Here is a 26,854-nt window from a genome sequence, read left to right as displayed (position 1 = left end):
TCCCGCGCAAAATCTCGCGCGGGACCGCTTTATAGCCTGGGATCAGGCTTCCGGCTGCGGGCCGGAAACAGCCTGTTCCTCTTTTTTGTGGAACTCCTTGCGCACCACCGAAACCGCGATGGGCAGGAAAACCAGAAGGCAGATGTATTCCGCCGTCGGATAAGCGAACCAGACGCCGTCTAAGCCCCAGAGCTTGCCGAACAGCCAGCCGATCGGCAGGATGAGCACCAGCTGGCGCAGCAGGGACATCAGCAGGGAGTTGAAGCCGTAGCCCATCGCCTGGAACATGGTGGAGATGATGATACCGCCCGCCGCGCCGATGAAGCAGAAGCCGATGGTGCGCAGCGCCACCGTTCCGATGGAGAGCATCTGCTCGCTCGCGTCGAAGAGCAGCAACAGCTTGTCCGGGATCAGGCAGAAGATCGCCGTGCCGATCACCATGATGATGGAGGCCACGATGAGCGACAGGTTCATGGTGCGCATGAAGCGCTTCTTGTTGTTCGCGCCGAAGTTGTAGCCCATGATCGGCATGGCGCCCTGGGTCAGGCCGAAGACCGGCATGAACACGAAGGACTGGAGCTTGAAGTAAATGCCGATGACCGCAACCGCGGTGGAGGAGTAGACCATCAGAATGGCGTTCATCCCGGTGGTGGTCACCGAGCCGATCGCGTTCATGATCATGGTGGGCACGCCGACCTTGAAGATGTCCCGGACAATCTGCCCGTCGGGCCTGAAATGCTTAAAGCTCACATGCACGTCGTGCTCCTTAAAGAGGTACATCACCAGCACGAAGATCATGGCGAAAATCTGGCCGATCACAGTGGCGATCGCGGCGCCCGCCACGCCCATCGCCGGGCAGCCGAGCAAGCCGAAGATCATGATCGGGTCGAGCACGATGTTGGTCACGGCGCCGATGATCTGCGAAACCATCGGGACGATCATATTCCCGGTCGCCTGCAAAATCTTGCTGCCCATCATCTCGATGTGCATGCCGAAGGAGGCCACCATGACGATCGTCAGGTACTGGGTGCCCATCTCGACAATCCCGGCATCCTGCGAAAACAGCACGAGAAAGGGCCGGGAGATAAAAATGCCGGCAACCAGGAAGATCAGGTAGTTCATTCCCGCCAGAAAGAAGCCGTTGGTCGCCGCGGCCGAGGCCTCCTCCCGCTTCCCCTCGCCCAGGCGGCGGGCGATCAGGGAGTTGGCGCCGACCGACGCGCCCAGCGAGAAGGCCAGCACCAGCATCTGCATGGGAAAGACCAGTGAGACCGCCGTCAGGGCGTTTTCCCCGATCCGGGCGACAAAGATGCTGTCCACAACGTTGTACATCGACTGGATCAGCATGGAAAACATGGCCGGTATCGCCATACTCGCCAGCAGCGGCCCGATCGGCATGGTTCCCATCTTTTGCGAAGACGAAATGTTATTTTCCATTTTAGAATCAATTCCCCCTCTGTCACTGCGTAAGAATCACAGGGCGGCCCATAAGGCCGCCCTGTGATCAATCCAATAAGCGAATTCTGTTTTTCATTATACCATTTTTCGCGGGAATTCTCCATAGCTGATCTGTAAATTGATTCCTAAAATTCGCCATACATTTCGTACAATTTCACAGCGTCAGGACAGGAGCATGCGGTCGTTGTCCAGCTCCTTGCGGCTCTTCTCGCGAAAGACCTCCAGGAGCTTCGGGACCGTCATGTTCGCGCGCTCCTCCCCCTTAAGATCGAGGATCAAAGAGCCCTCATCCATCATGATGGTGCGGTTGCCGAGCTCCAGGGAGCTGCCGATGTTGTGGGTGATCATCATGGTGGTGATCCCGTGCTCCCTGACGATCCGCTGGGTGAGCTCGAGCACCTTCTGCGCGGTGGAGGGGTCCAGCGCGGCGGTGTGCTCGTCGAGCAGCAGGAGCTTCGGCGTGACGATGGTCGCCATCAAAAGGGTGACCGCCTGGCGCTGCCCGCCCGAGAGCAGGCCCATGCGGGTCTTCATCCGGTCCTCCAGCCCCAGGCCGAGGGCGCGCAGCTTTTCGCAGAACATCTCTGCGTCCCGCTTCGGGATCCCGATCGAGAAGCCCCGCTTGGTCCCCCGCCCGTAGGCGAGCGCGAGGTTCTCCTCGAGCGTCATCGACGGCGCGGTGCCCTTTAAGGGGTCCTGGAAGAGCCGCCCGATGTGCTGCGCGCGCAGATACTCCCGCTGGAAGGTGATGTCCTCCCCATCGAGGAGAATCTTCCCCCCGTCCGGCAGATAGGTCCCGGCGATCAGGTTGAAGAGGGTGCTCTTCCCCGCGCCGTTGCCCCCGATGATGGTGACGAAATCCCCCTTCTGAAGGCTCAGGGAAAAGTCTTTGATGGCCACCCGCTCATTGACGGTGCCGCGTCCGAATACCTTTTGCAGACCCGAAATCTCAAGCACGGCTCTTCTCCCCCTTCCTATCATTGCCTTTACGCAAGGTGCGCATGCGCAGATGGGAGATCAGCACCGGATACGAGATGGCCAGCGCCACGATGACCGAGCTGATCAGCTTTAAGTCCCCCTGCGGCATTCCGAGCTCGAGCACCTCGGCGATGATGATCCGGTAGATCACCGAGCCGAGCGTCACCGCGATAACGCTGCGCAGCACGCTGCTGTGGCCGAAGATGACCTCGCCGATGATGATCGACGCCAGGCCGATGACCACCATGCCGATCCCCATGCTCGAATCGGCGAACATCTGCATCTGGGCGATCACCGCGCCCGAGAGGGCGACGATGGCGTTGGCCATGCAAAGCCCGATGGTCTTGGTCATGTCCGAATTGATCGAGCTGGAGCGAACCATATCCTCATTGTCCCCCGTCGCCCGGATGGAAAGCCCCAGCTGGGTGCGGAAGAAGAGGACCACCGCCGCCATGATGATCAGCACGATCAAAAGGCAGGTGAGGAGTTTTGAAAACTTATCCCCCACCACCGAGGCCATCATGGTGAAGATGGTATCCGCCCCCAGCAGCGGTACGTTCGGCTTGCCCATGATCCGCAGGTTGACCGAGTACAGGGCGGTCATGGTAAGGATTCCCGCCAGGATCGGCTGGATTTTCATTTTGGTCTGCAGAAAGGCCGTTGCAAAGCCCGCCAGCGACCCGATCACCATGGCGGCGAGAACCCCGAAAACCGGGTGCCCGGCCGCCGTCAACACGGCGGATACCGCCGCGCCCAGAGTGAAGCTGCCGTCCACCGTCAGGTCCGCCACATTCACGATCCGGTAGGAAATATATAGTCCGATTGCGAGCAGGCCGTATCCCAGCCCCAGCTCGACCGCCCCCTGGAAGGCAAACAAGCTCATCATGGTTATAGCCACCTTAATGTTTAGTCTAAATAATCCTATTCCCCGGCGGTGAGCTCGCCCTGGGTCCCGTCAAAGAGGGTCGCGCTCGAGAGGACGTCCTCGGGGACCTGCACGCCGATGGTCTCGGCGGTCTTGGTGTTGAGGATGGTCGAGAAGTCGCTCATCACCTCGAAGGGGATGTCGGACGGGCTCTTGCCGCCGAGCACCTCGGCCGCCATCTGGGCGGTGCGGGTGCCGAGCACCGAGTAGTCGATCCCGACGGTGGCAAGCCCGCCGTCGCTGACCATCGAGTCCGCGCCCACGTAGTAGGGGATCTTGTTCTCATTGCACACCCCGGCGATCACCGCCAAAGCGGAGGCGACGGTATTGTCAATGGGGGTGAACATCGCGTCCACCTTGCCCACCAGGCTGGAGGCCGCCTGCTGCAGCTCGCTGGTGTTGGTGATGGTCGCCTCGGCGAACTCGTAGCCGTTGGCGCTCATGTATTCCTTGGCCTGCTCGATGACCGAGACCGAGTTGACCTCACTGGTGTTGTAGACCAGGCCGAATTTCTTGGCGTCCGGGGTGAGCTTGGAAGCGAGGGTAAAGATGCTCTCCACCGGGATCGCATCCGAGGTACCGGTGACATTGGGAATCCCGGTCAGCTTGGCGGCCTCGGGGTCGGTGACCGCCGAATAGAGCACCGGGATCTCGCTGGTGGCCGCCGCGGCCGCCTGGGCGGACGGGGTGGCGATGGCGACGATCAGGTCCTTCTCGTCCCCCACGAACTTCTGGACGATGGAGTTTAAATTGCTCTGGTCGTTCTGGGCGTCCTTGCACTCGATGTTCACCCGGTCGCCCAGCTGCGTCTCCATCTCCTTGACGAAGGCGTCGCGGATGGTGTTGAGCGAGAGGTGGTCGACGATCTGCACCACGCCGATTTCATAGGTCTCGCCATCCGCCGTACCCTCGGGCGCCTCGGAGGCTTCGGACGTCGCGCTCTCGGGCGCGCTCTCCTGGACGGAGGATGCGGGTTCAGAGGGCGCTTCGCTTTGGGTGGTACCGGCGCCGCTCGAGCAGCCGGCAAAAATCAGGGTGGAGGCAAGGATCGCGGACAGTAAGGTTTTCATGGTTTTTTTCATGATCAACAACTCCTTCAAAATACGGTTATGGTTTTGTTGGTTGTTGTTTTGAGTAAAGGGGCGCGGCTGTCTTCGTTCTCCGGAAAACGAAAAACACCTGTCCTTGAATATTTCAAGGACAGGTGTAATAACCTGCGGTGCCACCTTGATTGACACGAAAAAATCGTATCCTCTCAAACAGAATGCCAACACATTCCTGGCCCGATAACGCCGGCCGCGCGTCGCCGGATACTCGGCTTTCGCCTTTCCCCGCGCCCTCAGGGGTCCATTTGTCCGCTGTGCTGCTGCCGGGTTCCCAGCTACCCCCGGCTCTCTGTGAGCGCCCACGCCGATTTCGATCGGCTCACGGTTTAATCTCCCCGTCAACGGTTTATTTGATTAAATCACAATCGTCTCAATTTGTCAATACCCTTTTTTTGCAATCTATGCCGCACGCTTTATTTTGGTGAAAACATATCGCCTCCCCTTCCCTCATAAACTGGTATCAGGCCGACACAGAAAGGGGGAAACCGTATGCCGATCCTTACGCTGATTTCCGATCTGAGCGTACCGGTGGTGATCGTGCTCATTTTGATACACGGGCTATATAAGGGCGTACCGGTCTTCGACACCTTCCTGGAGGGGGCGAAGGAAGGGATCGGCGTCACCTTCAAAATCCTTCCGGCCCTGATCGCGCTGTGCACCGCCATCGGGATGTTTTCGGCCTCGGGCGCTTTGGACGTGCTTTCAAACGCGGCCGCCCCCCTGACGGACCTGCTGCACCTGCCCAAGGAGGTGGTGCCGCTGGCCATTCTGCGCCCCATTTCGAGCAGCGGCGCGATGGCCATCTTCCAAAAGCTGCTGGGCGATCTCGGACCGGACAGCTTCGGCGGGCGGGTGGCGAGCGTCATGATGGGCTCGGCCGAGACGACCTTCTACACCATCGCCATCTACTACGGCGCCACCAAGGTCAAGGACACCCGCCACACGGTCGTTGCCGGGCTGACCGCCGACCTGGTCGGCTTTGTGGCCAGCGCCATAATGGTGCGGATGTTTTTCTATTCCTGATGAAAATTACTTGCGTTTTGGAGTCCAATCGTATATAATAATAGGGCTATGGAATCAAATGGGCAGGGCATGCGTATGTCGTGTCACGCAGAGATACGGGCCCTGTGCGGCGGGGCGCTGTGAATCATGTCAGGCGGGGAACCGAGCAGCATTAAGCAGTCTGTTCCGTGCGCCGCAGGCAAACCTGTATCTCTGCGTGACCGGGCATATGGATCGACTGCCTATTTTGTTATAAGCCCAGAAGGAGGAATGTGGGTTGTATCAGGCGCTTTACCGCAAATACCGTCCCCGCACGTTCGACGACGTTTACGGGCAGAAGGCCATCACCACCACCCTCAAAAACGAGCTGGAAAACGGGAAGCCCTCCCACGCCTATCTCTTCACCGGGCTGCGCGGCAGCGGCAAGACAACCTGCTCAAAGATCATCGCCAAGGCGGTCAATTGCCTCCAACCCAAGGGCGGCAACCCCTGCTGCGAATGTGAGATCTGTACCGGGATCGACAACGACTCGGTCACCGACGTGATGGAGATCGACGCGGCGAGCAACAGCGGCGTGGACTACATCCGCGAGCTGCGCGAGCAGGCCTTCTACCAGCCGGTACAGTGCAAAAAGCGGGTCTACATCATCGACGAGGTTCATATGCTGAGCACCGAGGCCTTCAATGCCCTGCTCAAGATCATGGAGGAGCCGCCCGAGCATGTGCTCTTTATCCTCGCCACCACCGAGGTGCACAAGGTCCCGGCAACCATCATTTCCCGCTGCCAGCGGTTCGATTTCAAACGGATCGACCCTGAGGATATTGCGGACAGGCTATCCTATATCGCCTCGCAGGAGGGCTTTTCCATCGAGCGCGACGCCGCGCTGATGATCGCGCGGCTGGCCGACGGCGGGATGCGCGACGCGATCTCGCTGCTCGACCAGTGCTGGTCCCACTCGGCTGCGATCGACCTAAAAACGGTGGCCGACTGCGCCGGGCTTTCGAGTAGCGATATGCTCTTCGCCATCTCGGACGCAATCGCCGGCGGAGACTGCGCCGCCGCGCTGCTGGCACTGAGCGGGGCCGCCGGAGGGAGCGCCGACATTGCGCGGCTGTGCGAGCAGCTGGTGGGGCACTTTCGCAACCTGATGATCGCCCGGTGCACCGACAAGCTCTCTTCCTTAGTGGTCTGCCTGCCTCAGGAGCTGGAACGTTTTAATCAGAGCGCCGCCGCCTTCGCGGTGCCCCGGCTGCTCTTTATCCTGGACTGCTTGCAGGATACCCTCGCGCGGATGGGGCGCACCCCGAACAAGCGCCTGGAGCTCGAGATGGCGCTGGTGCGCATCTGCGAGTCCCCCTCCCCGGCTGCTTTGGCGCCGGCGGCTTCTGTACCGCCTGTCGCTGCGGACGGCGCCCTCGCCGCCCGCTTGGCAAAGCTGGAAGCAGCGCTCCAGGGCGGCAGCGCTCCGAGCGCGTCCCCGGCGGCCCCCGAAGCGCAGGACGAGGCGCCGAAAAAGCCCGTCCTTCCGCCCGAGGAGCTGCGCAAGCGGGCCGTCCCCTTCCCCCGGTGGGCGGAGGTGCTGGAAAAGCTCAAGGAAAAAAACCGGGCGCTCTACGGCGCGCTGATCGGCTCGAACGCCTACCTGGCGGACGACTTGATCCTGATCGACTCGAAGAACGAGCTTTTTTTAAAGCTCATTCGGGAAAACGAATACTCCAAGCAGAACATCCACGAATGCATCATTGAAATTACCGGGAAGAAGCACCGCCTCGGTCCCTTCAAGGAAGGGCATTATAAGATCGAGGAGGGCGCGGACCCGCTCGATGAGCTGCTGAAAAATGCAAATGAGCTGGACATCGACCTTAAAGTAAGCGAGTAGCTCCAGTTTCATCATAAGGAAATTTAAAATTGGGGAAGCCAATGGCTCGCATATCACGACCGTGTATCCCCAAGAAAGGAATGTTTATCACAATGAAAGCAAGATTACCGGAAGGCTTCGGCGGCGGGCCGAACAATATGCAGGGCATGATCCGCAAGGCGCAGAAGATGCAGGAGGATATGGAGAAAAAACAGGCCGAGCTGGCTGAGCGCGAATTCACATCAACCTCCGGCGGCGGCGCCGTCACCGTGGTCATCAACGGCAAGAAGGAGCTTCAGTCCTTAAAGCTGAAGCCCGAGGTCGTCGATCCCGAGGACATTGAGATGCTCGAGGACCTGATCCTGGCGGCGGTCAACGAGTCTATCCGCACGGTGGAGGACGTCACCTCCAAGGAGATGGATGCCATCACCAACGGGCTGAATATCCCGGGGATGTAAACGGATGGCCTACAACGTATTGCCGCTGACCAAGCTCGTCGAGCAGTTCGAGCGCCTGCCCGGGATCGGCCGCAAGAGTGCCCAGCGCCTGGCCTTCCATATGCTGGGGCTTCCGAAGGAAAAAGCGGAGGAATTCGCCAACACGATCCTGGATGCGCACCGGCTGATCAAGAAATGTGCCGTCTGCCAGAACCTGACCGATCAGGAGCTCTGCCCCGTCTGCGCCGACGGCAAGCGGGACCGCAGCTTAATCTGCGTGGTGGAGGACCCGCGGGACGTGGTCGCCTTTGAGCGCACCCGGGAATATAACGGCCTTTACCATGTGCTGCATGGGCTGATCTCCCCGATGGAAGGGATCGGCCCTGATCAGCTGTATATCAAGGAGCTGCTCGCCCGCCTCTCGGACGGGACGGTCAAGGAGGTCATCATGGCCACCAACCCGACGGTGGAGGGCGAGGCCACGGCGATGTATCTGGCCCGGCTCCTAAAGCCGATGGGCCTCAAGGTAACCCGCCTGGCCTACGGGATCCCGGTGGGCGGCAATCTGGAGTATGCGGACGAGGTGACCCTCTACCGCGCGCTGGAGGGACGCAGCGAAATTTAGCACAGCTTGCTTTTGCGCACAAGCCACTGCGTATAAAGCCGTGTGCAACCGATCATGATCTTAATTGACAGGAGGTGCTGCCGTATGGACAAAAAGGGAACCAAGACGATCGCCGTCAACAAGAAGGCCCGCCACGACTATTTTGTGGAGGACGCCTTTGAAGCGGGGATCGAACTGTACGGGACCGAGGTCAAGTCTCTGCGGCAGGGCCAGGTCAATCTTAAAGACGCCTGGTGCGACATCGAAAACGGCGAACTTTTCATCAAGCAGATGCACATCAGCCCCTATGAAAAGGGTAATATCTTCAACCGTGATCCTCTGCGGGTGCGCAGGCTGCTCATGCACCGGCGGGAGATTCTTTCCCTCTTCGGTAAGATGAAGCAGCAAGGCTATACCCTGATCCCCCTCTCCCTCTATTTCCGAAATTCCAAGGTTAAATTGGAGCTCGGACTCTGTAAAGGCAAGAAACTTTACGATAAGCGCAGCGACATGGCCGAGCGGGATGCCAAGCGGGACATCGACCGGGCGATGAAGCAGAAAAATTTCTAAGCCGCGTTTGGACTGGATTCTTCTCTCAAACTGTGGTATACTAAGTGTTCCATCGAAACATGGGGGCGTACCGGTTTCGACGGGGGCTTTGAAGCATGGACAGCGAGTACAGGTGCGGAACCTGTATAAAATCCGCAACCTAAAATAAACGCTAACAATAACGTTAGAAAAGTAAACTTCAACAACATGGCGGTAGCTGCGTAGTTTGAGTTTACTGCGCCGCAGTATTGCGGCCCATCCTGCTGTGTTTTACCACGGGCATAGATAGGGTGTCATTTTAGTGGTCAACGCTTTTTAGCAGCGCTCCGGGCTGATTAGCGTATTAGGAGCTACCTGGGGCCGCAGTTTGTTTGTCGTCGGCGGCCTTGGGGAAACTTAAACGACAAACTGCACTCGGAGAGGTTCATGTGAATGGGTTTTCGGACAGGGGTTCAACTCCCCTCGCCTCCACCAGCTAAAAACCGCTTAAACGTGATGTTTAAGCGGTTTTTTATTGCTGAGCGCATGCGAAGCAATAAAAATGGCTATGACCGTAGGTCGGCCATAAAAATTTAAAAAATAGATCGAAGAGCTATTTTTTATTTGCGATAAATAACGCGTCCTGTCTTAATGAAATGGTAATCATATAACCCCATCCCATACGGCCTCCATCCGTGAAATCGGATAATTCTCTTGTAAGACAGGGGACAAAATAGTATACTAGAATATGGATACCGTTCTAACAGCTCCACATTAATTTTTGGCGTTCAGCGCCCCCCGGAAAGGACAGTCATGAACCGCGACACCCTTTTGATCGTCGATGACATGGAGATCAACCGTGCCATCCTGCGGGCTCTCTTTGAACAGGAATATAATTTGCTGGAGGCGGAAAACGGCGAACAGGCCATTATGCTGATCAAGCAGTACCACGATTCGCTCGCCGCCGTCCTGCTGGACCTGGTCATGCCGATCAAAAGCGGCTATCAGGTCATGGCGGAGCTGTCCCAAAACGGCCTGATGGCCAGTATCCCCGTCGTGGTGATCACCTCGGAGGATTCGATGGAGAACGAGGTGCGCGCCTTTGATTTAGGCGCGGCGGACATCATTCTGAAGCCCTTTGAGCCGCATGTGGTCCGCCGGCGGGTGCAGAACGCGGTGGAGCTCAACCGGCACAAGATGCACCTCGAGGAGATGGTCGAGGAGCAGGCGGCCAAGCTTCGCGAATCGCGCGACGTCATTATGGACACCCTTTCCTCGGTGATCGAGCACCGCAGCGCCGAAACCGGGCAGCATGTGCTGCGTATTAGAATGTTCACCAAGGTGCTGCTGCAGAACGTCGCGCGCTTCTGCCCGGAATACGACCTGGACGATCACGCCATCGGCGTGATCGCGGAGGCGGCCGCCCTGCACGATATTGGAAAAATCTCGATCCCCGACACCATCCTCAACAAGCCCGGCCCGCTCTCGGACGAGGAGTTCGAGATCATGAAATCCCATACAATCAAGGGCTGCGAAATTCTCTCCGGGTTGGACCGCATGAGCGATACGGAATATCTGCGCTACGCCTACAACATCTGCCGCTACCATCACGAGCGCTGGGATGGCAAGGGCTATCCCGAGGGGCTCAAGGGGGACAACACCCCCATCTGCGCGCAGGCGGTGGGGATTGCCGACGCCTATGACGCGCTGACCACCGACCGGGTATATAAGAAGGAAATCCCCTCCGAGCAGGCGATCACCATGATTTTAAACGGGGAGTGCGGCGCCTTCTCCCCGAAGCTCCTGGAATGCCTGAAAAATGTGCGGGAGGATTTCTATGAGCTCTCGAGCAGCTATTCCGACGGGCTGGCGCCGCGCTCCGCCTTCGAGAGGCTGCCGGAGCATCCCCCTATCCAACTGGGCAATATCAAGAACCTGCCCGAGCTCGGGCAGATGAAATACCTGGCGCTGCTGCGCTATCTGGAATCCACCGTCATGGAGGTGGACTTCGACAGCGGGGTCTACCATCTGGTCCATCAGCAGAGCGAGGACTTTCTGGACCTGCGCTCCGGCAACACCTTCGCCGAATCGCTCCACGCCTTCGCCGAACACGCCGTCCATCCCGACGACCGGCCGCTGGTGCTGGAAATTTTGGACAAGTATATCGAGGACTTCTTCAGCAGCGGGCTGATGAAGCGCTCGCGCAAATACCGCATCTTCCACCACGCCTCGGGGGAATACGTCTGGTATGAGGGGACCGCGCTGCGGGTCGACCTCGACAACCCCAAACATCACAAGGCGCTGATCGTCTGGAAACAGCTGGACCAGGCCGAGAGCCCCGCCTCTTCCTTTGACGGGACGGCCGACATCCCCACGACCCAGAACCTGATGGTCGGGGTGCAGCAGTGTCTTAACGACCGCTGGTTCACCATGACCTATGTCAACGAAGGCTTTATCGTACTGTTCGGTTACAGCAAAAAGGAGCTTGAGGAACGCTTCCATAACCGGTACCTCGAGATGATCCATCCCGACGACCGGCAGGGCGTCCTGCGCCAATACCGCGACCAGCTCTCCTGCGGCAGCGCGCAGGAGTTAGAATACCGGATCGTCTCCCGGCAGGGCCAGGCGGTGTGGGTGCTGGAAAAGTACCAGCTGCTCATGGGAAGCGATGGGCGGGAGTACCTCAACTGTGTGCTGACCGACATCACCCAGATCAAGCAGGCGCAGGAGGCGCTGCGCCTGAGCATGGAGCGCTATCAGATCATCCAGGAGCAGACCAACGACATCATCTTTGAAGGGGACCTGTCCACCTGGGAGTTTAGCTACTCCGCCAACTGGGAGGCAAAATTCGGCTACAAACCCCTCACCCACCTGACCCGGGAAACGGCCCAGACCGCCTCCCATCTCTTCCCGGACGACGTGCCCGGCTTTTTGCGCCTGATGGAGAGCATCGCCGCAGGGGCCCCCTACGGGGAGGCCGAGGTGCGCCTGGCCAAGGCGGACGGGAAATACCTGTGGTGCCGCATCCGCGCCACCACCCAGTTCGGCAGCGACAAGAAGCCGGTGCGGGTGGTGGGGGTCATTTTGGACATCGACGGCGAGAAGCGCCGGTTCCAGGAGCTCACGCACAAGGCGGAGCAGGACACCCTCACCGAGCTTTACACCAAGATGGCCGCCGGGGAGGCGATCAAGCGCACGCTCAAGGGCCGCGCCCCCGAGGACCGCTTCGCCATGCTGATCATCGACCTGGACAACTTCAAGCTGGTCAACGACCTGCACGGCCACATGTTCGGGGACGCCGTACTGGCCAAGGCGGCCTCCTGCCTGAAGACACTATTCCGCGCCGCGGACATCGTCGCCCGGTTCGGCGGGGACGAATTCCTGGTCTTCCTGCGCTATGGCTCGGATGACGCCTGGCTGGAAAGCATGGCGCAGCGGATCGTCGAAGCCCTGCGCGACATGTTCCAGGACGACATGTGGGACTGCCGGTTGACCTGCAGCGTGGGCATCTCCCGCTGTCCGCAGGACGGGGCCGACTATCAGTCCCTGTTCCAGCACTGCGACCGGGCGCTGTACCAGGCCAAGCTCAGCGGCAAGGACCGCTTCGCACTCTACGACAAGAGAACCATGTCAAATATTTTTGGCGCGGGCGCCCAGCAGCACACCTCGGGCACCCGGATCGAATCGGACGGCGCGGCCGATTTCAGCGTTGACAGCATCGTGCCGCAGGCCTTCAAGCTGCTGTATGAATCGGGCGACGCCCAGACGGCGATCAACGCCATTTTGGAGATGGCGGGGTGCAAATATAACGTCAGCCGGGTCTACATCTTCGAGAACTCCGAGGACGGCTCCTGGTGCAAAAACACCTTTGAATGGTGCAACGAGGGAATCCGGCCGGAGATCGATAATCTGCAGCGCGTCGAGTACCACGACCTGGGGGAAAGCTATCAGAGGAACTTTGACGAAAATGGAATCTTCTACTGCCGGGACATCGCTAAGCTCCCCCGGGAGCAGTATACCCTGCTGGAAAGCCAGGGGATCCGTTCGCTGCTGCAGTGCGCGGTGCGCGACGGCGGCAAATTCGTGGGCTTCGTCGGGTTCGACGACTGCAAAATTCTGCGGATGTGGACCCAGAACCAGATTGATGCGCTCACCTTCATCTCCGAGCTGCTCTCCACCTTCCTGCTCAAGAAGCGCGCGCAGGACCGTGCGCTGGCGGCCGCGCAAAACCTTGAGATGGTGCTGGATAACCAGAACGCCTGGCTCTATGTGATCGACCCGGACAGCTTCGCCTTGCAGTACATCAATGCGAAAACCTTAGACGCTGCACCCGGCACCAAGCCGGGCATGCGCTGCTACGAGGCGTTTTTCCACAGGGGATCCCCCTGTGAAAGCTGCCCAGCACGCGGCATCCGGCGCCTGCGCCACCAGGAGCTGGAAATCTATAATCCCGTCCTGCACATCTGGTCGATGGCCAACGCCTGCATGATCCGCTGGGACGGGCAGGACGCCTGCCTGCTGGCCTGCTATGACATCGCAAAATATAAGGATGCCGATCCAAGCCGTCCATAATCTCTACCGGCAAGGAGGGCAAAAAAGCGAGGCGGGAAACCGCCTCGCTTTTTTGGTTGACATTTTCCTGCTAATTTGCTTGCAGCTCTTCTTTCCAGGGAATTGAGGGATAGGCCCCCGGCCGGGAGACCGCGAGCGCCGAGGCTCTGGATGCCAGCTCCATCGCCGCTTGCGGCGTTTGCCCTTGCAGGACGGCGGCCAGGAAATACCCGGTAAAGGTGTCCCCCGCCGCCGTGGTATCCACCGCCTTGGCGGGGAAGCTCCTTTGGTAGACGGCCTGCCCATCGTGAAGATAGACCGATCCGCGCTCCCCCAGCGTCAGCACGATCCCGCTGCCGGGCAGCACCGCTCCCAGCTGTGTGACGATCTCTTCCACGTCGCCGCCGTCAAAGCCCGTCATTTGCGCCGCCTCCACCTCGTTGACAAAGAGAAGGCTGAGGTTCTCGAGCGGGAGGCCGAGCATACCCCTGTCGAACGGCGAAGGGTTGAGTGCGATTTTTAAGCCCTTTCGACAGCCCAACTCGATCAAATAAGGGATTTCACTGATCTCGTTTTGCAGCAGCAGCCAATCCCCGGGTGAAAAATCCGACAGCGTCCTTTCAATCTGTTCCCGGCCGATTTCGTGGTTCGCCCCGCCGTAGACGACAATGCTGTTCTGCCCGTGCTCGTCCACCTGGATCACCGCGTTGCCGGTCGGCGTATTGACAGTTTTAATGTACCGGGTGTCCACCCCGTTCTCCCGCAGCAGCCCGCACAGGTGGTCGCCGTCCTCCCCCACGCAGCCCGCGTGGAAGACCTGTGCGCCGGCGCGTGCCAAGGCGATGGACTGATTGAACCCCTTCCCGCCCGCGAAGTGGCGCAGCTCCTTTGCGCGGATGGTCTCCCCTTCCCGCACGATATGCCCGACCTGATAGACGTGATCGATGTTGAGCGAACCGAAATTGAGTATCTTCATCCCTGAGCACGGCCTTTCCCTGATGTCATACCGCTGATTTTGTGAAAGAGGTCGGCGAAAACCGCGTCCCGTTCCACGAAGCGGGCGACCCGGATCAGGTGGCGGCGAGGGTCAAAGCTCCAAGTAAACTGGTCGGTCAGAATGGGGCTTGACATCAGCGCCGTGGGCACCCAATCGGCGTTTACCAGCCAGGCCACCGTGATCACGTCCCAAATCACCTTGGACCAGCCGTAGGCGTTCTCCTCATAGTGCTCCACAATGTCGCACAGGTAGCTCCCCAGTTGATTCCTGCCCTCCAGATAAAACCGCAGCTCCGGCACGGTGGTGCAAAGCCGGCTGGCGACCCCCTCGCAGGGAAAAAGAACCAGCGGCACCTCCATGTCCAACAAGGTGCGCGAGGCGTGGATGTCCTGGAAGAGGTTGAACTCCTCCGTGTTTTCGTATTCCAGCGCGTGCCCGCCCAGCCAGAGCACCACGATATGCTCCGCGATTTTTGGTTCCAGCAGCAACGCGCTGGCGATGTTGGTCGGCGCGCCGATGGCAATCACATAGAGCGGGTCTTCCCCGGTTTGGGCGAGCGCCCGCTCCACGAGGTCCTGTGCCGCCGGGCTCTCAATCGGCGTTTTGGGATCCAGCATAAAGCTTCTTGAGCCCTCAAAGCAGGGAATATCATCGGTGCGGCCCATCAGTTTTAAAACGTTTTCAATCTCATGAAGGCTTTTCTCCATCCCGTCGGCAGCACAGCTGCTGCGCTCGTTGAGAAACGGAGCCGCATAGATGGCCTTAAGATTGACCCTTTCCGCGGAGAGAAGGGCGTAGGCCAGGGCGAACTGGTCGTCCACCTCATTGTAGGTATCGGTATCCATCACGGCGCTGACCCGCCCGGTGGGCGGGACAAGGCGTGAAACGAGAAATGCGTCCGTCATCTTCATCCTCCTTATCCTTTGATCCCCGAGCTGGTGATCCCCTGGACGAAATACTTCTGGAAGGGGAAGAACAGCAAAAGGGGCAGCAATGCCGAGACGGTTGAGGCCGCATAGAGGTTGGACCACTCGGTGGTATGGGCCCCCCTGAAGTCGGAGAGCGCCACCTGGATCAGCCGGACGTCGGGCGAGCGCGCAATCAGCAGCGGCCAGAGGTAGGAATTCCAGTGCGTCATGAAAATCATCAGGCTGGCGGTGATGAACACCGGTACCGAGAGCGGCACCAGAATCCGGAAGAACGAATCCGCCCAGGTCGCCCCGTCCACCCGGGCCGCCTCGAACAGGCTCTGGGGAAAGTCGGAAAAGAACTGGGTGAACAGGAAAAGCACCAATCCGTCGGCTATACTCGGGACAACGATCCCGGCAAAGGTATCCACCCAACCCAATCCGTCCACTACAGTATACAACGGAATGGTGATCGATTCAAAGGGGATCATGAAGGAAAAGAGCACCAGGGCGTAGAGCGGCTTTTGGAAGCGGAATTCATAGCAGGCAAAGCCGTAGGCCGCCACGCTGTTGATAAGGCACCCAAACAGGATGGCCGCCGCCGAGACCACGACGGTATTGAAGACGGGCCGGTAAAACTCATATTTGAGAAAGATTTCCCGGTAAGCGTTCCCCGTGGGCCGGACCGGCAGCAGGGTCCTCAGTGTAAAGGGCATGGCGTACTGAAAGATTTCCGTGTCGCTGCGCAGAGAGGAGGCGACGGCGTAAAAGAGCGGGAACAGGGTGAGAATGGCGATCAGGCAAAGCCCCAGATAGATCAATACGGTTTTGAGCTTCCTATACCTTTTCACAGCCGGCGCCCCCCTTCCCTGCCTTTCCCGGCTTCTCGCCTCGGTCATTGATCAGTAAAAACTGCACGGCGCATACAAACGCGATGATCAGCAGCAGCACCGCCACGATCGCATCTCCCCGGCCCTTGTCGACATAGAGGAAATAGGATTTATAGGCCTCATACATCAGTACCGCCGTGCTGCGCTGCGGCCCGCCGCTGGTGATGATCTGCATGGGGGCGAACATCAAAAGGTTGATGGTGGTGTCCGCGATCAGCACAAACGCCAGTGTGCGCCGGATCATCGGGATGGTGATCTTTAAGGTGATGGTCAGCCAGCCGGCCCCGTCCACCCGGGCCGACTCATAGACGGCCCGGTCCACATTCTTGAGTCCCGCGAGCAGGAACATCATCCAGTAGCCCACCCCGATCCAGGTGGTGATGAGCATGATGCAGTAGATTGCCTGGCTGCTGCTGGTCAGAAACGGCTGCGGCGGAATCTGGAGCATCCCGAGCAGGCTGTTGATTACCCCGCTGTTCGGGTTGAGCATGGTGTTCCAGATAATGGCCGCCACCGCGGTCGACATGGTAGCCGGAAGATAAAAGATGGTGCGAAACGCCCCGATCCCCCGCACATCGGCGTTGACCAGCAGCGAGACCAAAAGGGCCAGGAAAATTTGCAGGGGCGTCAGAATCAGATTGAATTTCACCGTGACCAAAAGGGAATCCCAGAAATACTTGTCCCCAAAGAGGGTGGAAAAATTCCCCAGAGACAGGCTCCCATCATAGGTCAGGCTGTCGAGAAAGGTATTGCAGATCGGGTAGATTTTAAAGTACACAATCAGTACAATGGCAGGCGTAATCAGTATATAGGGCAGCACCGTCCTGCCGATTCGTCTTGCTTTCATAGCCGGTTCCCTCCGCCGCCGTATGTTATCAGGGATCACCCCTTTGCCCGCCCCAGAATGTCCAGTAGCATTCTGGAAAACTTCTCATCGTCTGTTCCCAGGCAGACCGTGCAGTTGGGCGCCCTGGCGGGCACGCTCCTCGTGTCCATCACCGAGCGCCCATCCGACGCGCCGCCGTAAAAATCCACACTGACCGGGAGAAGGCGCGTCTTGGTGATAACACTCCCGTCGAGCAGATAGAGGATACAGAGCGCATCGTGCATCGAAGCGCTGTCCGGCTTAAACAGCGGTTGGAACAGGGTGTATGCCTTGATCCGCTCACTGGTGATCTGGGCAACGAAATCCCCCACCGTCGTGCGCCAGGAGCGCATCCTTTGCACGTCTTCGCCACAGAGTACCGCATGGTGGGTGGCGTCCAGGGTGACGAGCACGATCTTCGCCCCACATCCCAGCACGATCTGGGCCGCCTCGGGATCCATGAAGAAATTGAACTCGGCCGCCGAGGTGGAATTGCGCTCTTCGCAGCCGCCTCCCATGATGACGATCTGCCCGACATGCTCGACGATGGACGGATCGGCCCGCAGCGCGAGCGCAAAATTGGTCAGCGGCCCCACCAGTACCAGGTCGACCTTCTTTGTCGCCGCACGCAGGGTTTCTACCATCCAGCACACCGCGTTGGTCGGGGCCGGGGCAATCCTTGCCGGCGGCAGACCGTCAAACTCCTCGACGTGGAAGGCGATCCGGTTGCCGTCCTCGTCCTCGAGCACCTCCTCGTTGTCGCAGTACTTGCGGCGCGGGTCCAAATCCCGCACGATCGGCCCGGCGCAGCCCCGGATCACCGGGACCTGCGGGGCGAGCAGGCTCACCACCCGCAGGGTGTTTTCAGTCGTATTCGCCAGCGGGAGGTTCCCGCTCACCGTGCAGATCCCCAGCACCTCGAACTCGGGCGAGAGCAGCGCCGCCATGATGGCGATGGCGTCGTCCGTCCCGGTATCGACGTCCAGGATCAACTGGCGTTTTTCACTCATGCCCTCTCCTCCCCTCTCCCAGATTGGCCTCTTATCCCTTCGGACAGCAGCCCTTCCAGCGTCTCTTCCATCCTGGCACAGTCGAGCGAAAAGGCTGTGCGGCAGTTATAATCCTCAAAGATGCGCCGGGTATCGAACACCGTCTGCCCGTCCGCGAGCCCGCCGCCAAAGTCCACGTCCACACTGTAGGGCAGGGGCGAGGCGAGCACCGCCTCGTTTGCGAAGGCACAGGCGGCGGCCACCGCCTTGAGGGGAATCCCACCTTTTTCACCCATGCCGCCAAGCGCCCGATATAAAGGGAAGAGCGGGGTGCACAGCGCCTCAAAAAGCTGTGCACGCACCCCTCCCCGCGCGGTGAGCCGCCCGAGACGGCCCCTCGTCAGGCAACAGGAATAGCCGCAGTCCAGAGGAACCAGCAGCTTGTCTACCGGGCTGCCCATCACGGTTGCCCCGGCCTCGGGGTCGAAGCGGAAGTTCGCCTCGGCCGCGCAGGAAATATCGCTATAGCGGTGTCCGCCGCCCAGGATAACGAGCCTGCCGATCTTCTTTTCCAGACCAGGCGCAAGTTTCAGCGCGCAGGCAAGGTCGGTCAGCGGGCCGAGGGAAAGGATCGAAACCTGCCCGGCGGCGCTTTCCAGCGCCTCGACCAAAAAGATTGCCGCCGGCTTCTTTTGCAGCATGCAAAACTGCATGCCGGGTGTGGCATTGGGCAGGAACCCATCATCAAAGCGCAGCGCCTCCTCAGAGGGCCAGCCCCGGGGCAGGGGTTCCAGCTGCTTGCGCAGCGGGTCCAAGTCGGCGCAAAGGGACTGTTCCATGCCGGGGTAGACCGCTATTGGCAGCTTCAGCGCGCCCAGCAGCCGCAACAGGTTTTCCGCCGACACCCGGGACGAAACCTTCCCCGCCGACGCCACGATCCCCAGAACCTGCCACCTCGGATTTCCCAAAAGCAGCGCCAGGGCCGCCGCGCTGTCGAATTCCGTATTGATCAGGAAAATGACCTTTTCCGGACATTTCTTTCCTTCTTCCAACAAGTACACCGCCTTTCCGTCAAGTTTACTTTTTGTACTTCTGGAACGCAGAATTGAGCTGGTCCACCGCGCCGTTGAGCGCCTCGGTGACGTCGGCCCCGTTGGAAATATCCTCCATGGCCGCGCCCACCACGTTTTCATACTCGGTATAGCCGGGAGTAACCGGGCGGGGAACACCGGTATTAAGCGCCTCGTAAGCTGCGATCTTCATAACGTTTCCGGTAAAGTCGTCGGTCTGCTCAGCCTCCTCGATCCTTTTCAGGTTGCGGTAGGTCGCGGGCAGGGCCGGGAAGCCGCTCATCAGCATGTCGTGCCCGCCGCCGATGGTCATATAACGGATAAAGGCCGCCGCATCGCCGGGATTTTTGGCGTTCTTCGGAATGCCATAGTGCCAGCTGCCGGTCGGGGTAGCGGGATCATGCCCTTCAAAGTAGGGATGGGCGGCGAAGCCAAAATGCTCAATCCCGATCTCCTTGAGGGTATCCACCACCCAGGTCCCGCCGACCATGAAGGCAACCTTGCCGCTCGAGAAGAGGCTGGGCACTTCGTCGGCCGAAATCCCGCGCAGGGAAATCCTGCGCTCGAAGGCCTCCTGATACACCGTCATCGCCTGAATCCAGGGGTCGGAATTTAGAACGCCCTCCACGGTAAAGCCATCCTCCCCGATCGAAGGGGCTCCCAAGGCGTTTGGCATGGCGAGGATTTGATAGGGACGGTTGATCTGCTCGAACATGAAGCCGCTGATCGACTTGGTGCCGTCGGGATCGACCGCTTTCTGGACCTGCTCTGCCAAAGAGTAGAGCTGCTCATAGGTCATGCGGTCCTCGACCTTGGCGGACGGGTATGCTACTCCGGCCTGGTCCAGCAGGTCCCTGTTATAGAACAGCACCTGTGAAGAGGTTTCCATCGGCGGGGCCATGAGCTTGCCGTCCCAGGTGCCGGCCGTGAGCGCGCTTTCGAGGAACATCTCCTTTTCCTCGTCCGAATAATACTCGTCCATCGGCAGGATATAATCCCGGTTGGCATAGGCCGCCACCATGGGCACGTCGACATGGATCACGTCATAGTCCGAGCTGCCGGAGCTGAGCTTGACCTCCACCAGCTCGAAGAACTGGTCGAACGGGTAATACTCCATGTTGACGGCAATCCCCGACTCCCCGGTAAAGGCATCGTTGATCTCGTAGAGATAGTCCGCCCAAACGTCGGAGTAGAACATGCAGGTGATGGCTTTTTCCTGGGAGCCCTTACTTTGCCCGGAGGATTCCCCGCCCGGGGCAGAAGTGCCTCCCCCATCCTTCGCAGAACAGCTGCACAGCATCCCCGCCAACACCAGCAAGGCGAGAACAGACGGCCAAACAGAGCTTGCCTTCATTTCTTTCACCCATCCTTCTTTTCACGGTCCGGTCCACTTGCTTCCTTCCATTATTCATAAATCTCATCCGCATAGACCGACAGGGCAGCGCGGTCGGGCAGCGCGGGCTGCACCCCCTCACGGGTGATGCTGATCCCGGCCGCAAAGGTCGCGAACCGGATCGCCGCGTGCAGGCCATTCCCCTCTGAAAGGGAGACTGCCAGCGCGCCGATGAAGCAGTCCGCTGCTCCCGTCGTATCCACCGGATGAAAATTTGCCGCCTTAAAATGGGTCGTCTCCTGCTGGTTGCACAATACGCAGCCGCGCTCCCCCAGCGTTATAATAACGTTTTCAACCCCCCGTTTAAGAAAATGCTTTGCCTTCTCCTCGATCGTGTCCAAACCCGGGCAGAGCAGGCCGATCTCCTTCTCGTTGGGCACCAGCAGGAAGAGGCCGCTCAGCAGCTGCGAATCCAGCCGGTCCACCGCGGCCGGCTTCATGATGACCCGAACGCCCCGATTGCGGGCGATGCGGATGGCGCAGTCGATCACCTCAGGCGGGTTCTCGGTCGGCAGCAGGCAGTACTTCGCATGGTCGAACAGATTGACGTTCTGCCGCAGGTAAACCGCCGAGAGCTTCCCGTTCGCCCCCGGATAGACCACGATGGTGCTCTCGCCCGCGCCGGTCACGGTGATATATGCCTTCCCGGTGGCGCGCGCATCGTCGATCGTCACTCCATCCATATTGACATTGTTGTCATACAGGGACTGGTAGAGCAGTTTCCCCTCGCGGTCGTTCCCGATCTTTCCGATCATCCAGACGTTCCCGCCCAGCTTGCCGACCCCGGCCGCCTGGTTGGCGCCCTTTCCGCCCGGTACCAGGTTCACCGAGGGTGAGAGCACCGTCTCTCCCGGCCGCGGGAAATCCGGCACCCGGATCATGACGTCCATGTTCATGCTGCCGACGACCACGATCTTTTGCCGCGCCTTGGCAGACTGCTTCGGCGCCGCCACGCTGCCTCCCGGCAGCAGCTGCGCTGCCGCTTCAAAGGGCTGCAGCCCGGTTTTGTCGCCCCGCTCGATCCACTCGATCAGGCAGCGCGCGGCGTATTCGCCGAGCTCCTGTACCGGCAGGCGGACCGCACACAGCGCCGGATGAAAGAAGGGCAAACTCATACGGGCGGTGAGGCAGGCAACAGACAGGTCCTCCGGAATGCTCAGGCCCGCGATTTCGGCCGCCTGATAGACGCCGGCGGCGATCTCCTCGTTCTGGCAGAAAAGGGCGGTGACCCCCTTGCGGACCAAATCCTCCAGCCCCGCCTTCCCATTTTCGACCCCCGAAAAGCTGCGGTAGACATATTTTTTGTCGTAGCGCAGCTTATGCTCATAACCGTAGTAAATGTAGCCGTTTAGCATTTGCTGCGCAAAGGGACCCTCCCCCTCGAGCAGACAGCCGATCCGCTCGTGCCCCTGCTGCGCGAGCTGCCGCACCCCCAGACGGGCCGCCTTCGCGACATCCAGGCCGGCCTGTAAAAAACGGGGCACCTTCTCCCCCACCCCCAGCAGCATGACCGGCAGGCGCAGCTTGCGCAGAGCCTCTATACTGGCTGCACAAGGGCTTTGGCTCCCAAAAAAGATCACTCCGTTGAGGTTGCGTGAGGAAGCGATCTGCAAAGATTTTAGTTCCCTTTCGCTCCCGCCCGCCAAATTGAGGACCAGGAGACTGTACCCGTTTTCGCTGAGGGCCCGCTCGGTCCCGCGCATGAGCGCCTCGTGCGCCGGGCTGTCAAAATCCGAAAGGAGCGCAATGGTATAGCTGTTCTGTTCCGCCTTGACTCCGGCATAAGGGGTGTATTGATACTCCTTGACCAATTTTTGCACCCGTTCCCGCGTCTCGGGGCTGATCCCCGCATCCTTATGGTTGATGATCTTGGAAACGGTAGCCGCCGACACGCCGGCCAGCTTCGCGATGTCTTTGATGTTCATGTCACAGCTCCAATATTTGAGAAATCTTTTTCCTAAAACTATTTCCTATATCAAATTATATATTATTTTGTCGAATTGTCAATTGTTTTTATTATTATTTTCCACAATTTCTTTAACAGACGGCAACAAACAAAAAAGTATGCGGGCTATAGATGTAATCTATAGCCCGCATACCAACAGCAACGCGATTGCTTATTTCTTGCGGATGACGCCCTTCTGCACGAAGATGTTCCCGTAAATATCCTCTTCGCCGGTGCCAATCACCAGGTCGAGCTCGGGCGCGACCGACCAGAACTCCTTGCCGTCCTGATAGTCGATCCCGTTCGGAAGTTTGGCATATTCCTCGCTGTTCCTGACGATCTCTTCATATTTCTTCCAGACGCCCGGAGCGGGGATCCCGTTGTCGGTCTTGCAGATGCGCACCGAATTGTCGATGTAATCGTCCAGCGGGATCAGGTCCAGGATCGCCTTTAAAATTTCGGCGCCGCCTACCCCGTCCACACGGATGCGAAACGCGTCCGGATGGCCCAGCGTTTTGATGTCGCAGTTGCCGTCGCAGATCATGATCTTCGAGCCATGACCGATGGCGCACAGCGCGCGCAGCAGGTCGGGGGACATGCAGGTCGGAATGTTCTTGAGCATAGATTGAAACCTCCGTCATATTTATTTGGCCACTGGCTTTCGCCCACAGCCAGAACGTCAAAATCACGGTACCTGTCCGCTTCTTATTATACTACCCGGCCTCCAAAAGGGCAAGGCAAATTGTGCATACCGATCCTATTTCTGCTTGTATTCCTCCATGCGCGCGCGCACCCGCTCGCCAAACCCGGCATCCGCCGCCGACAGGTAGCCGAGCACGCATTCCTGCGCCGACTGCGAGGCCAAATAGAGCTCGCTTGCGATGTTGTCCACCAGCCTCTCCTGCCAGTCGGCAGACAGGGAGCGGTAGCGCTCTCCCGCCTGTGTAAAATCGTCAGGCTTCTGGATGTCCGCCCGCACCAATTCCCCGGCAACGGGAAGTCCTTGCCCACTGGTGACCATTTTTTGGGGGCTCCACCCACCCTGCTGGCGGTTGACCGGAATACCGCGAAAATCAGGACCCAGGCGGCGGCGCTGGGCGTCCCAATAGATGAAGGAGCGGCCCTGGAGCATCTTGTCGGCCGAAAGCTCGATCCCCTCCACCAGGTTTGCCGGGGAAAAGGCGGCCTGCTCAACCTGGGTCTTATAGTCCTCAGGGTTCTGGTCCAGCGTCATCTTCCCCACCGGTATGAGCGGATAGCTTTCCTCGCTCCACACCTTGGTGTCGTCGAGCGGGTCGAAAGGCAGCGTCTGTGCGTCGCAGGGGTCCATCATCTGCACGCAGAGCTCGTACTCCACCGCCTCCCCGTTTGCAAGGGCGTCGTAGAGGTCCCGCGCCGCGGCGTCCGGGTCCTTGGCGGCGAGCTCCCCCGCCTGCTGGCGGTCGAGGTATTCCTCCCCTGCCAGCGGAATCCAGTGGTATTTGATATACCGGCGCCGTCCCTCCGCGTTGACCCAGACGAAGGTATTGATCCCGAAGCCCCGCATATGCCTCACGCTTGCAAGGGTACCCACGTCCGAATAGAGCCAGGTGAGCATATGCGTGCCCTCCGGCGTGCGGGCGAGGTAATCCCAAAAGCGGCCCGGGTCGGCCAGATTACTCTGCGGCGAGGGCGAGAGCGCCGCAATGGTCTCGGGGAAGCGCATGGCATCCCGGATGAAGAAGACCGGGATATGGTTGCCCACAATGTCAAAGTTTCCCTCGTCGGTATAAAACCGTGTGGCGAAGCCGTGGACGTTGCGGGCGGTGTCCGGCGTGCCCCGGTTTGATACCGCCAGCGAGAAGCGTACCAACACCTTGGTGCGCCTCCCGGCGCCCTGTAAAAAGGCCGCCTTGGTGTACTCGCGCATCGACTGGTAGGTCTGAAAGGTACCCAGCGCCCCGTAGCCCTTGGTATGAACCGCCCGCTCGATCCCCTTCTGGTGGACAAAGGTCTCCAGGCGTTCATGCAAAATGCCGTCCTGCACCAGGACCGGACCGTCGTCCCCCACCGTCTGGGAGTGGTTGCCCGGCACCGCCGGCGCACAGCCGCCGCCCGGATTGGGGTCGGGCGGCAAGGGAACATCCTCCGTTTGCTGTCCCCCGGGGCGCGCCCGCTGCTGCAATTGTAGCAACTCTCGGTTGTAACGCTGCATCATCTCTAAAAAAGCCGATTCATCGTGCATATCGGTACTCCCCTCGCTGATTCGTTGCGGCGCGCGGCCGCACAAATTTCTCTCCTTCATTCTTATGCGGGAAAACCGCGGCGAATCACACACAAAACCAATTTCTTCTATTGCCATTTCTTTTTGCAGCTGCTACAATTTTTATAGGAAAGGAGGTGAGCGCCTTGCGAGAACGCGTCATCCTGCACTGCGACCTGAACGCCTTTTATTGCAGCGTCGAGCTGCTGTCCCATCCCGAGCTGCAGAAGGTGCCCACCGCCGTCTGCGGGGACCCGCTAAGCCGCCACGGGATCATCCTGGCCAAGAATGAGGCCGCCAAGAAGTACGGCGTGCAGACGGCCGAAACCGTCTGGCAGGCCAGGCGTAAATGCCCGGGGCTGCAGCTGCTGCCGCCCCATCACGACCTATACGCCGAGTATTCGGTCAAGGTCAATGAAATTTATCAGCGGTACACCGACCAGGTGGAGCCCTTTTCGATCGACGAGTCCTGGCTGGATGTGACCGGCAGCCAGCAGCTCTTCGGAGACGGGAAAACCATTGCGGACGACATCCGCGCCACCGTCAAGCGGGAGCTGGGACTTAGCGTGTCGGTGGGGGTTTCGTTTTGCAAGGTGTTCGCCAAGATGGGCAGCGACATGAAAAAGCCGGACGCCACCACCGTGCTGGACCGGCAGAACTGGCGGCAGATCCTCTATCCCATGCCGGTGGGCAGCCTGCTCTTCGTCGGCCAAGCGACCGAGGAGAAGCTGGAACGGTACGGGATCAAGACCATCGGGGACTTGGCGAAGCTGGAGGAGGACGATCTGCGCGGGCTGCTGGGCAAGCAGGGCGGCACCCTCTACCGGTATGTAAACGGACTGGAAAATGAACCGGTGCGGCATATCGACGACCCGGACGAGATCAAGTCGATCGGCAACTCCACCACCTTCCGGCGCAATTTGGTGGGGCTCGAGGATATCCGCACCGGGGTGATCTCCCTGTCCTCCCTGGTCGGCTACCGGCTGCGCAAGCATGCGCTCAAATGCTACGGGGTGCAGGTCACCATCAAGGACCCGCAGTTTAACGTGCGGGACCGGCAGACCCAGCTGCAGCATCCGACCAACATCACCCGGGAAATCTACAGTACCGCGATGGAGCTGATCCAGAAATCCTGGAAGCTGCGCGATCCGATCCGGCTGCTGGCCGTGACCGCCATCTCGCTGGTGCCCGAGGACACCGGCGAGCAGCTGAATATGTTTGAACAAAGCGGTGGCCGCCTCAGGCTCGAGGCGCTCGACCGCTCGCTGGACAAGGTGCAGAACAAATACGGCAAGGGGGTCGTGAAGCCCGCTTCGGTGCTTAAAAACGACATTGGAGTGGACTGAGGGGCCACGGTATCAGCTCACAAGGTCGCACCCTTGCGGGTGCGTGGATCGAAACAGCGTGGGGGTCTGGACACGGCCCACGTTCAAGGTCGCACCCCTGCGGGTGCGTGGATCGAAGCAAATATTATTTCCGGGGCACTGGCTCCTGCAAAATTGGCGCGCAGACAAAGAACGGACGGAGTTTTCTCCGTCCGTTCTTCATTATAACAATTTTTCCAGCTCGCCATAGATGCGCTCATAGTTCGGATGGTCGGTGACCTCGGGCACATACTCGGTATAGGTGATCCTCCCTTCCCGGTCCAGCAGGAACACCGCCCGGGTGAGCAGCATGAGCTCCTCGATCAGCGTCCCGCTCGCTTTGCCAAAGCTGCGCTCCCGGTAGTCTGAAAGCGTCTGGACCTGCTCGATCCCTGCGGCGGCGCACCAGCGCGCCTGCGCAAAGGGCAAGTCCATGCTGACCGCATAGACCTGCGCGCCAGGCAGCGCGGCGGCCTTTTCATTGAAGCGGCGCACTTCCTCGTCGCAGACTCCGGTGTCCAGCGAAGGGACGGTGAGCAGCACCGCCGGGGACTTGAGCTCCTCTTCCCGCACCGGGCGCAGCTCACTGTCGGTTAAAGTACAGGGCGGCAGCTTTTCCCCCACCTGCAACGGGCTTCCCAAAAGGGTCAACGGCTTGCTTGCCTTTAAAGGTAATGTTCATCTTCCGGCCTCCTTGTAATGGTTCTGTCTTTATTCTGCACTCCGGGGCCGCCGGGCATACAA

The 26,854-nt window shown here is 59.5% G+C and carries 22 protein-coding genes and 2 other RNA genes; 9 read left to right on the top strand and 15 right to left on the bottom strand.

What is annotated here, in order from left to right; all coding sequences use genetic code 11:
* Window positions 1–42: 42 nt before the first annotated feature.
* From EDD78_RS03415 to EDD78_RS03400, 4 genes are all read right to left on the bottom strand, one after another.
* Window positions 43–1,437, bottom strand: coding sequence for an MATE family efflux transporter (locus EDD78_RS03415; protein WP_079699400.1), 1,395 nt, complete (start codon window positions 1,435–1,437; stop codon window positions 43–45).
* 183 nt (window positions 1,438–1,620) lie between these two features.
* Window positions 1,621–2,415, bottom strand: a complete 795-nt coding sequence (locus EDD78_RS03410) for an ABC transporter ATP-binding protein (protein WP_117507455.1) — start codon at window positions 2,413–2,415, stop codon at window positions 1,621–1,623.
* The gene (locus EDD78_RS03405) at window positions 2,408–3,322 is read right to left on the bottom strand and encodes an ABC transporter permease (protein ID WP_242942164.1); all 915 of its coding nucleotides are present in this window, start codon (window positions 3,320–3,322) and stop codon (window positions 2,408–2,410) included. The genes EDD78_RS03410 and EDD78_RS03405 overlap by 8 nt, the downstream gene beginning before the upstream one ends.
* Before the next feature lie 35 nt (window positions 3,323–3,357).
* Window positions 3,358–4,443: an ABC transporter substrate-binding protein gene (locus tag EDD78_RS03400; protein ID WP_079699402.1), complete on the bottom strand. Its 1,086-nt coding sequence runs from the start codon at window positions 4,441–4,443 to the stop codon at window positions 3,358–3,360.
* 513 nt (window positions 4,444–4,956) lie between these two features.
* Here EDD78_RS03400 and EDD78_RS03395 point away from each other — a divergent pair.
* From EDD78_RS03395 to EDD78_RS03360, 8 genes are all read left to right on the top strand, one after another.
* Window positions 4,957–5,490, top strand: coding sequence for a spore maturation protein (locus tag EDD78_RS03395; protein ID WP_132083965.1), 534 nt, complete (start codon window positions 4,957–4,959; stop codon window positions 5,488–5,490).
* Between the two features lie 93 nt (window positions 5,491–5,583).
* Window positions 5,584–5,683: signal recognition particle sRNA small type (gene ffs, locus EDD78_RS03390), an RNA gene on the top strand.
* Window positions 5,684–5,746: 63 nt separating this feature from the next.
* On the top strand, window positions 5,747–7,348 hold the full coding sequence (gene dnaX, locus EDD78_RS03385) for a DNA polymerase III subunit gamma/tau (RefSeq protein ID WP_132083964.1): 1,602 nt from the start codon (window positions 5,747–5,749) through the stop codon (window positions 7,346–7,348).
* A gap of 92 nt (window positions 7,349–7,440) precedes the next feature.
* A complete protein-coding gene (locus tag EDD78_RS03380; protein ID WP_079699405.1) occupies window positions 7,441–7,785 on the top strand; it encodes a YbaB/EbfC family nucleoid-associated protein in 345 nt (114 codons plus the stop codon).
* A 4-nt stretch (window positions 7,786–7,789) separates the two neighbouring features.
* Window positions 7,790–8,389, top strand: a complete 600-nt coding sequence (gene recR, locus EDD78_RS03375; RefSeq protein ID WP_079699406.1) for a recombination mediator RecR — start codon at window positions 7,790–7,792, stop codon at window positions 8,387–8,389.
* Window positions 8,390–8,473: 84 nt separating this feature from the next.
* On the top strand, window positions 8,474–8,938 hold the full coding sequence (gene smpB, locus EDD78_RS03370; protein WP_132083963.1) for an SsrA-binding protein SmpB: 465 nt from the start codon (window positions 8,474–8,476) through the stop codon (window positions 8,936–8,938).
* A 61-nt stretch (window positions 8,939–8,999) separates the two neighbouring features.
* Window positions 9,000–9,391: a transfer-messenger RNA gene (gene ssrA, locus EDD78_RS03365) on the top strand.
* Between the two features lie 318 nt (window positions 9,392–9,709).
* On the top strand, window positions 9,710–13,468 hold the full coding sequence (locus tag EDD78_RS03360; RefSeq protein WP_132083962.1) for a diguanylate cyclase: 3,759 nt from the start codon (window positions 9,710–9,712) through the stop codon (window positions 13,466–13,468).
* Window positions 13,469–13,538: 70 nt separating this feature from the next.
* On the opposite strand, the gene EDD78_RS03355 is transcribed toward EDD78_RS03360, so the two are convergent.
* From EDD78_RS03355 to EDD78_RS03310, 10 genes are all read right to left on the bottom strand, one after another.
* Window positions 13,539–14,423 (bottom strand): ribokinase, encoded by an 885-nt coding sequence (locus EDD78_RS03355; protein ID WP_132083961.1) that lies wholly within the window; start codon window positions 14,421–14,423, stop codon window positions 13,539–13,541.
* Window positions 14,420–15,349 (bottom strand): nucleoside hydrolase, encoded by a 930-nt coding sequence (locus EDD78_RS03350; protein WP_207668646.1) that lies wholly within the window; start codon window positions 15,347–15,349, stop codon window positions 14,420–14,422. The genes EDD78_RS03355 and EDD78_RS03350 overlap by 4 nt, the downstream gene beginning before the upstream one ends.
* Before the next feature lie 11 nt (window positions 15,350–15,360).
* Window positions 15,361–16,203: a carbohydrate ABC transporter permease gene (locus tag EDD78_RS03345; RefSeq protein ID WP_286170696.1), complete on the bottom strand. Its 843-nt coding sequence runs from the start codon at window positions 16,201–16,203 to the stop codon at window positions 15,361–15,363.
* Window positions 16,190–17,089, bottom strand: coding sequence for a carbohydrate ABC transporter permease (locus EDD78_RS03340; RefSeq protein ID WP_132083958.1), 900 nt, complete (start codon window positions 17,087–17,089; stop codon window positions 16,190–16,192). The genes EDD78_RS03345 and EDD78_RS03340 overlap by 14 nt, the downstream gene beginning before the upstream one ends.
* Before the next feature lie 35 nt (window positions 17,090–17,124).
* Window positions 17,125–18,117 (bottom strand): nucleoside hydrolase, encoded by a 993-nt coding sequence (locus EDD78_RS03335; protein WP_132083957.1) that lies wholly within the window; start codon window positions 18,115–18,117, stop codon window positions 17,125–17,127.
* Window positions 18,114–19,148, bottom strand: coding sequence for a nucleoside hydrolase (locus tag EDD78_RS03330; protein WP_165873093.1), 1,035 nt, complete (start codon window positions 19,146–19,148; stop codon window positions 18,114–18,116). Before EDD78_RS03330 ends, EDD78_RS03335 begins: the two co-directional genes overlap by 4 nt.
* A gap of 25 nt (window positions 19,149–19,173) precedes the next feature.
* Entirely contained in the window at window positions 19,174–20,520 is a 1,347-nt protein-coding gene (locus tag EDD78_RS03325) for an ABC transporter substrate-binding protein (protein WP_165873092.1), read from the bottom strand.
* 50 nt (window positions 20,521–20,570) lie between these two features.
* Entirely contained in the window at window positions 20,571–22,484 is a 1,914-nt protein-coding gene (locus EDD78_RS03320; protein ID WP_132083954.1) for a PfkB family carbohydrate kinase, read from the bottom strand.
* Between the two features lie 192 nt (window positions 22,485–22,676).
* Complete coding sequence (locus EDD78_RS03315) at window positions 22,677–23,126, bottom strand: RbsD/FucU domain-containing protein (protein WP_079699455.1); 450 nt, start codon at window positions 23,124–23,126, stop codon at window positions 22,677–22,679.
* A 135-nt stretch (window positions 23,127–23,261) separates the two neighbouring features.
* A complete protein-coding gene (locus tag EDD78_RS03310) occupies window positions 23,262–24,620 on the bottom strand; it encodes a catalase (RefSeq protein ID WP_286170695.1) in 1,359 nt (452 codons plus the stop codon).
* A 263-nt stretch (window positions 24,621–24,883) separates the two neighbouring features.
* Between EDD78_RS03310 and dinB the strand changes: the two genes are divergently transcribed.
* Window positions 24,884–26,092: a DNA polymerase IV gene (dinB, locus tag EDD78_RS03305; protein WP_434059178.1), complete on the top strand. Its 1,209-nt coding sequence runs from the start codon at window positions 24,884–24,886 to the stop codon at window positions 26,090–26,092.
* Between the two features lie 201 nt (window positions 26,093–26,293).
* Here dinB and tpx read toward each other — a convergent pair whose 3' ends face one another.
* Window positions 26,294–26,734 carry a thiol peroxidase gene (gene tpx, locus EDD78_RS03300; RefSeq protein ID WP_286170694.1) on the bottom strand — a complete coding sequence of 147 codons (441 nt, stop codon included), beginning with the start codon at window positions 26,732–26,734 and terminating at the stop codon, window positions 26,294–26,296.
* Window positions 26,735–26,854: the final 120 nt, after the last annotated feature.

It is taken from the genome of Harryflintia acetispora, assembly GCA_004340125.1.
GTDB classification, from domain to species: domain Bacteria; phylum Bacillota; class Clostridia; order Oscillospirales; family Ruminococcaceae; genus Harryflintia; species Harryflintia acetispora.
This window is presented reverse-complemented; position numbering and strand designations above follow the sequence as displayed.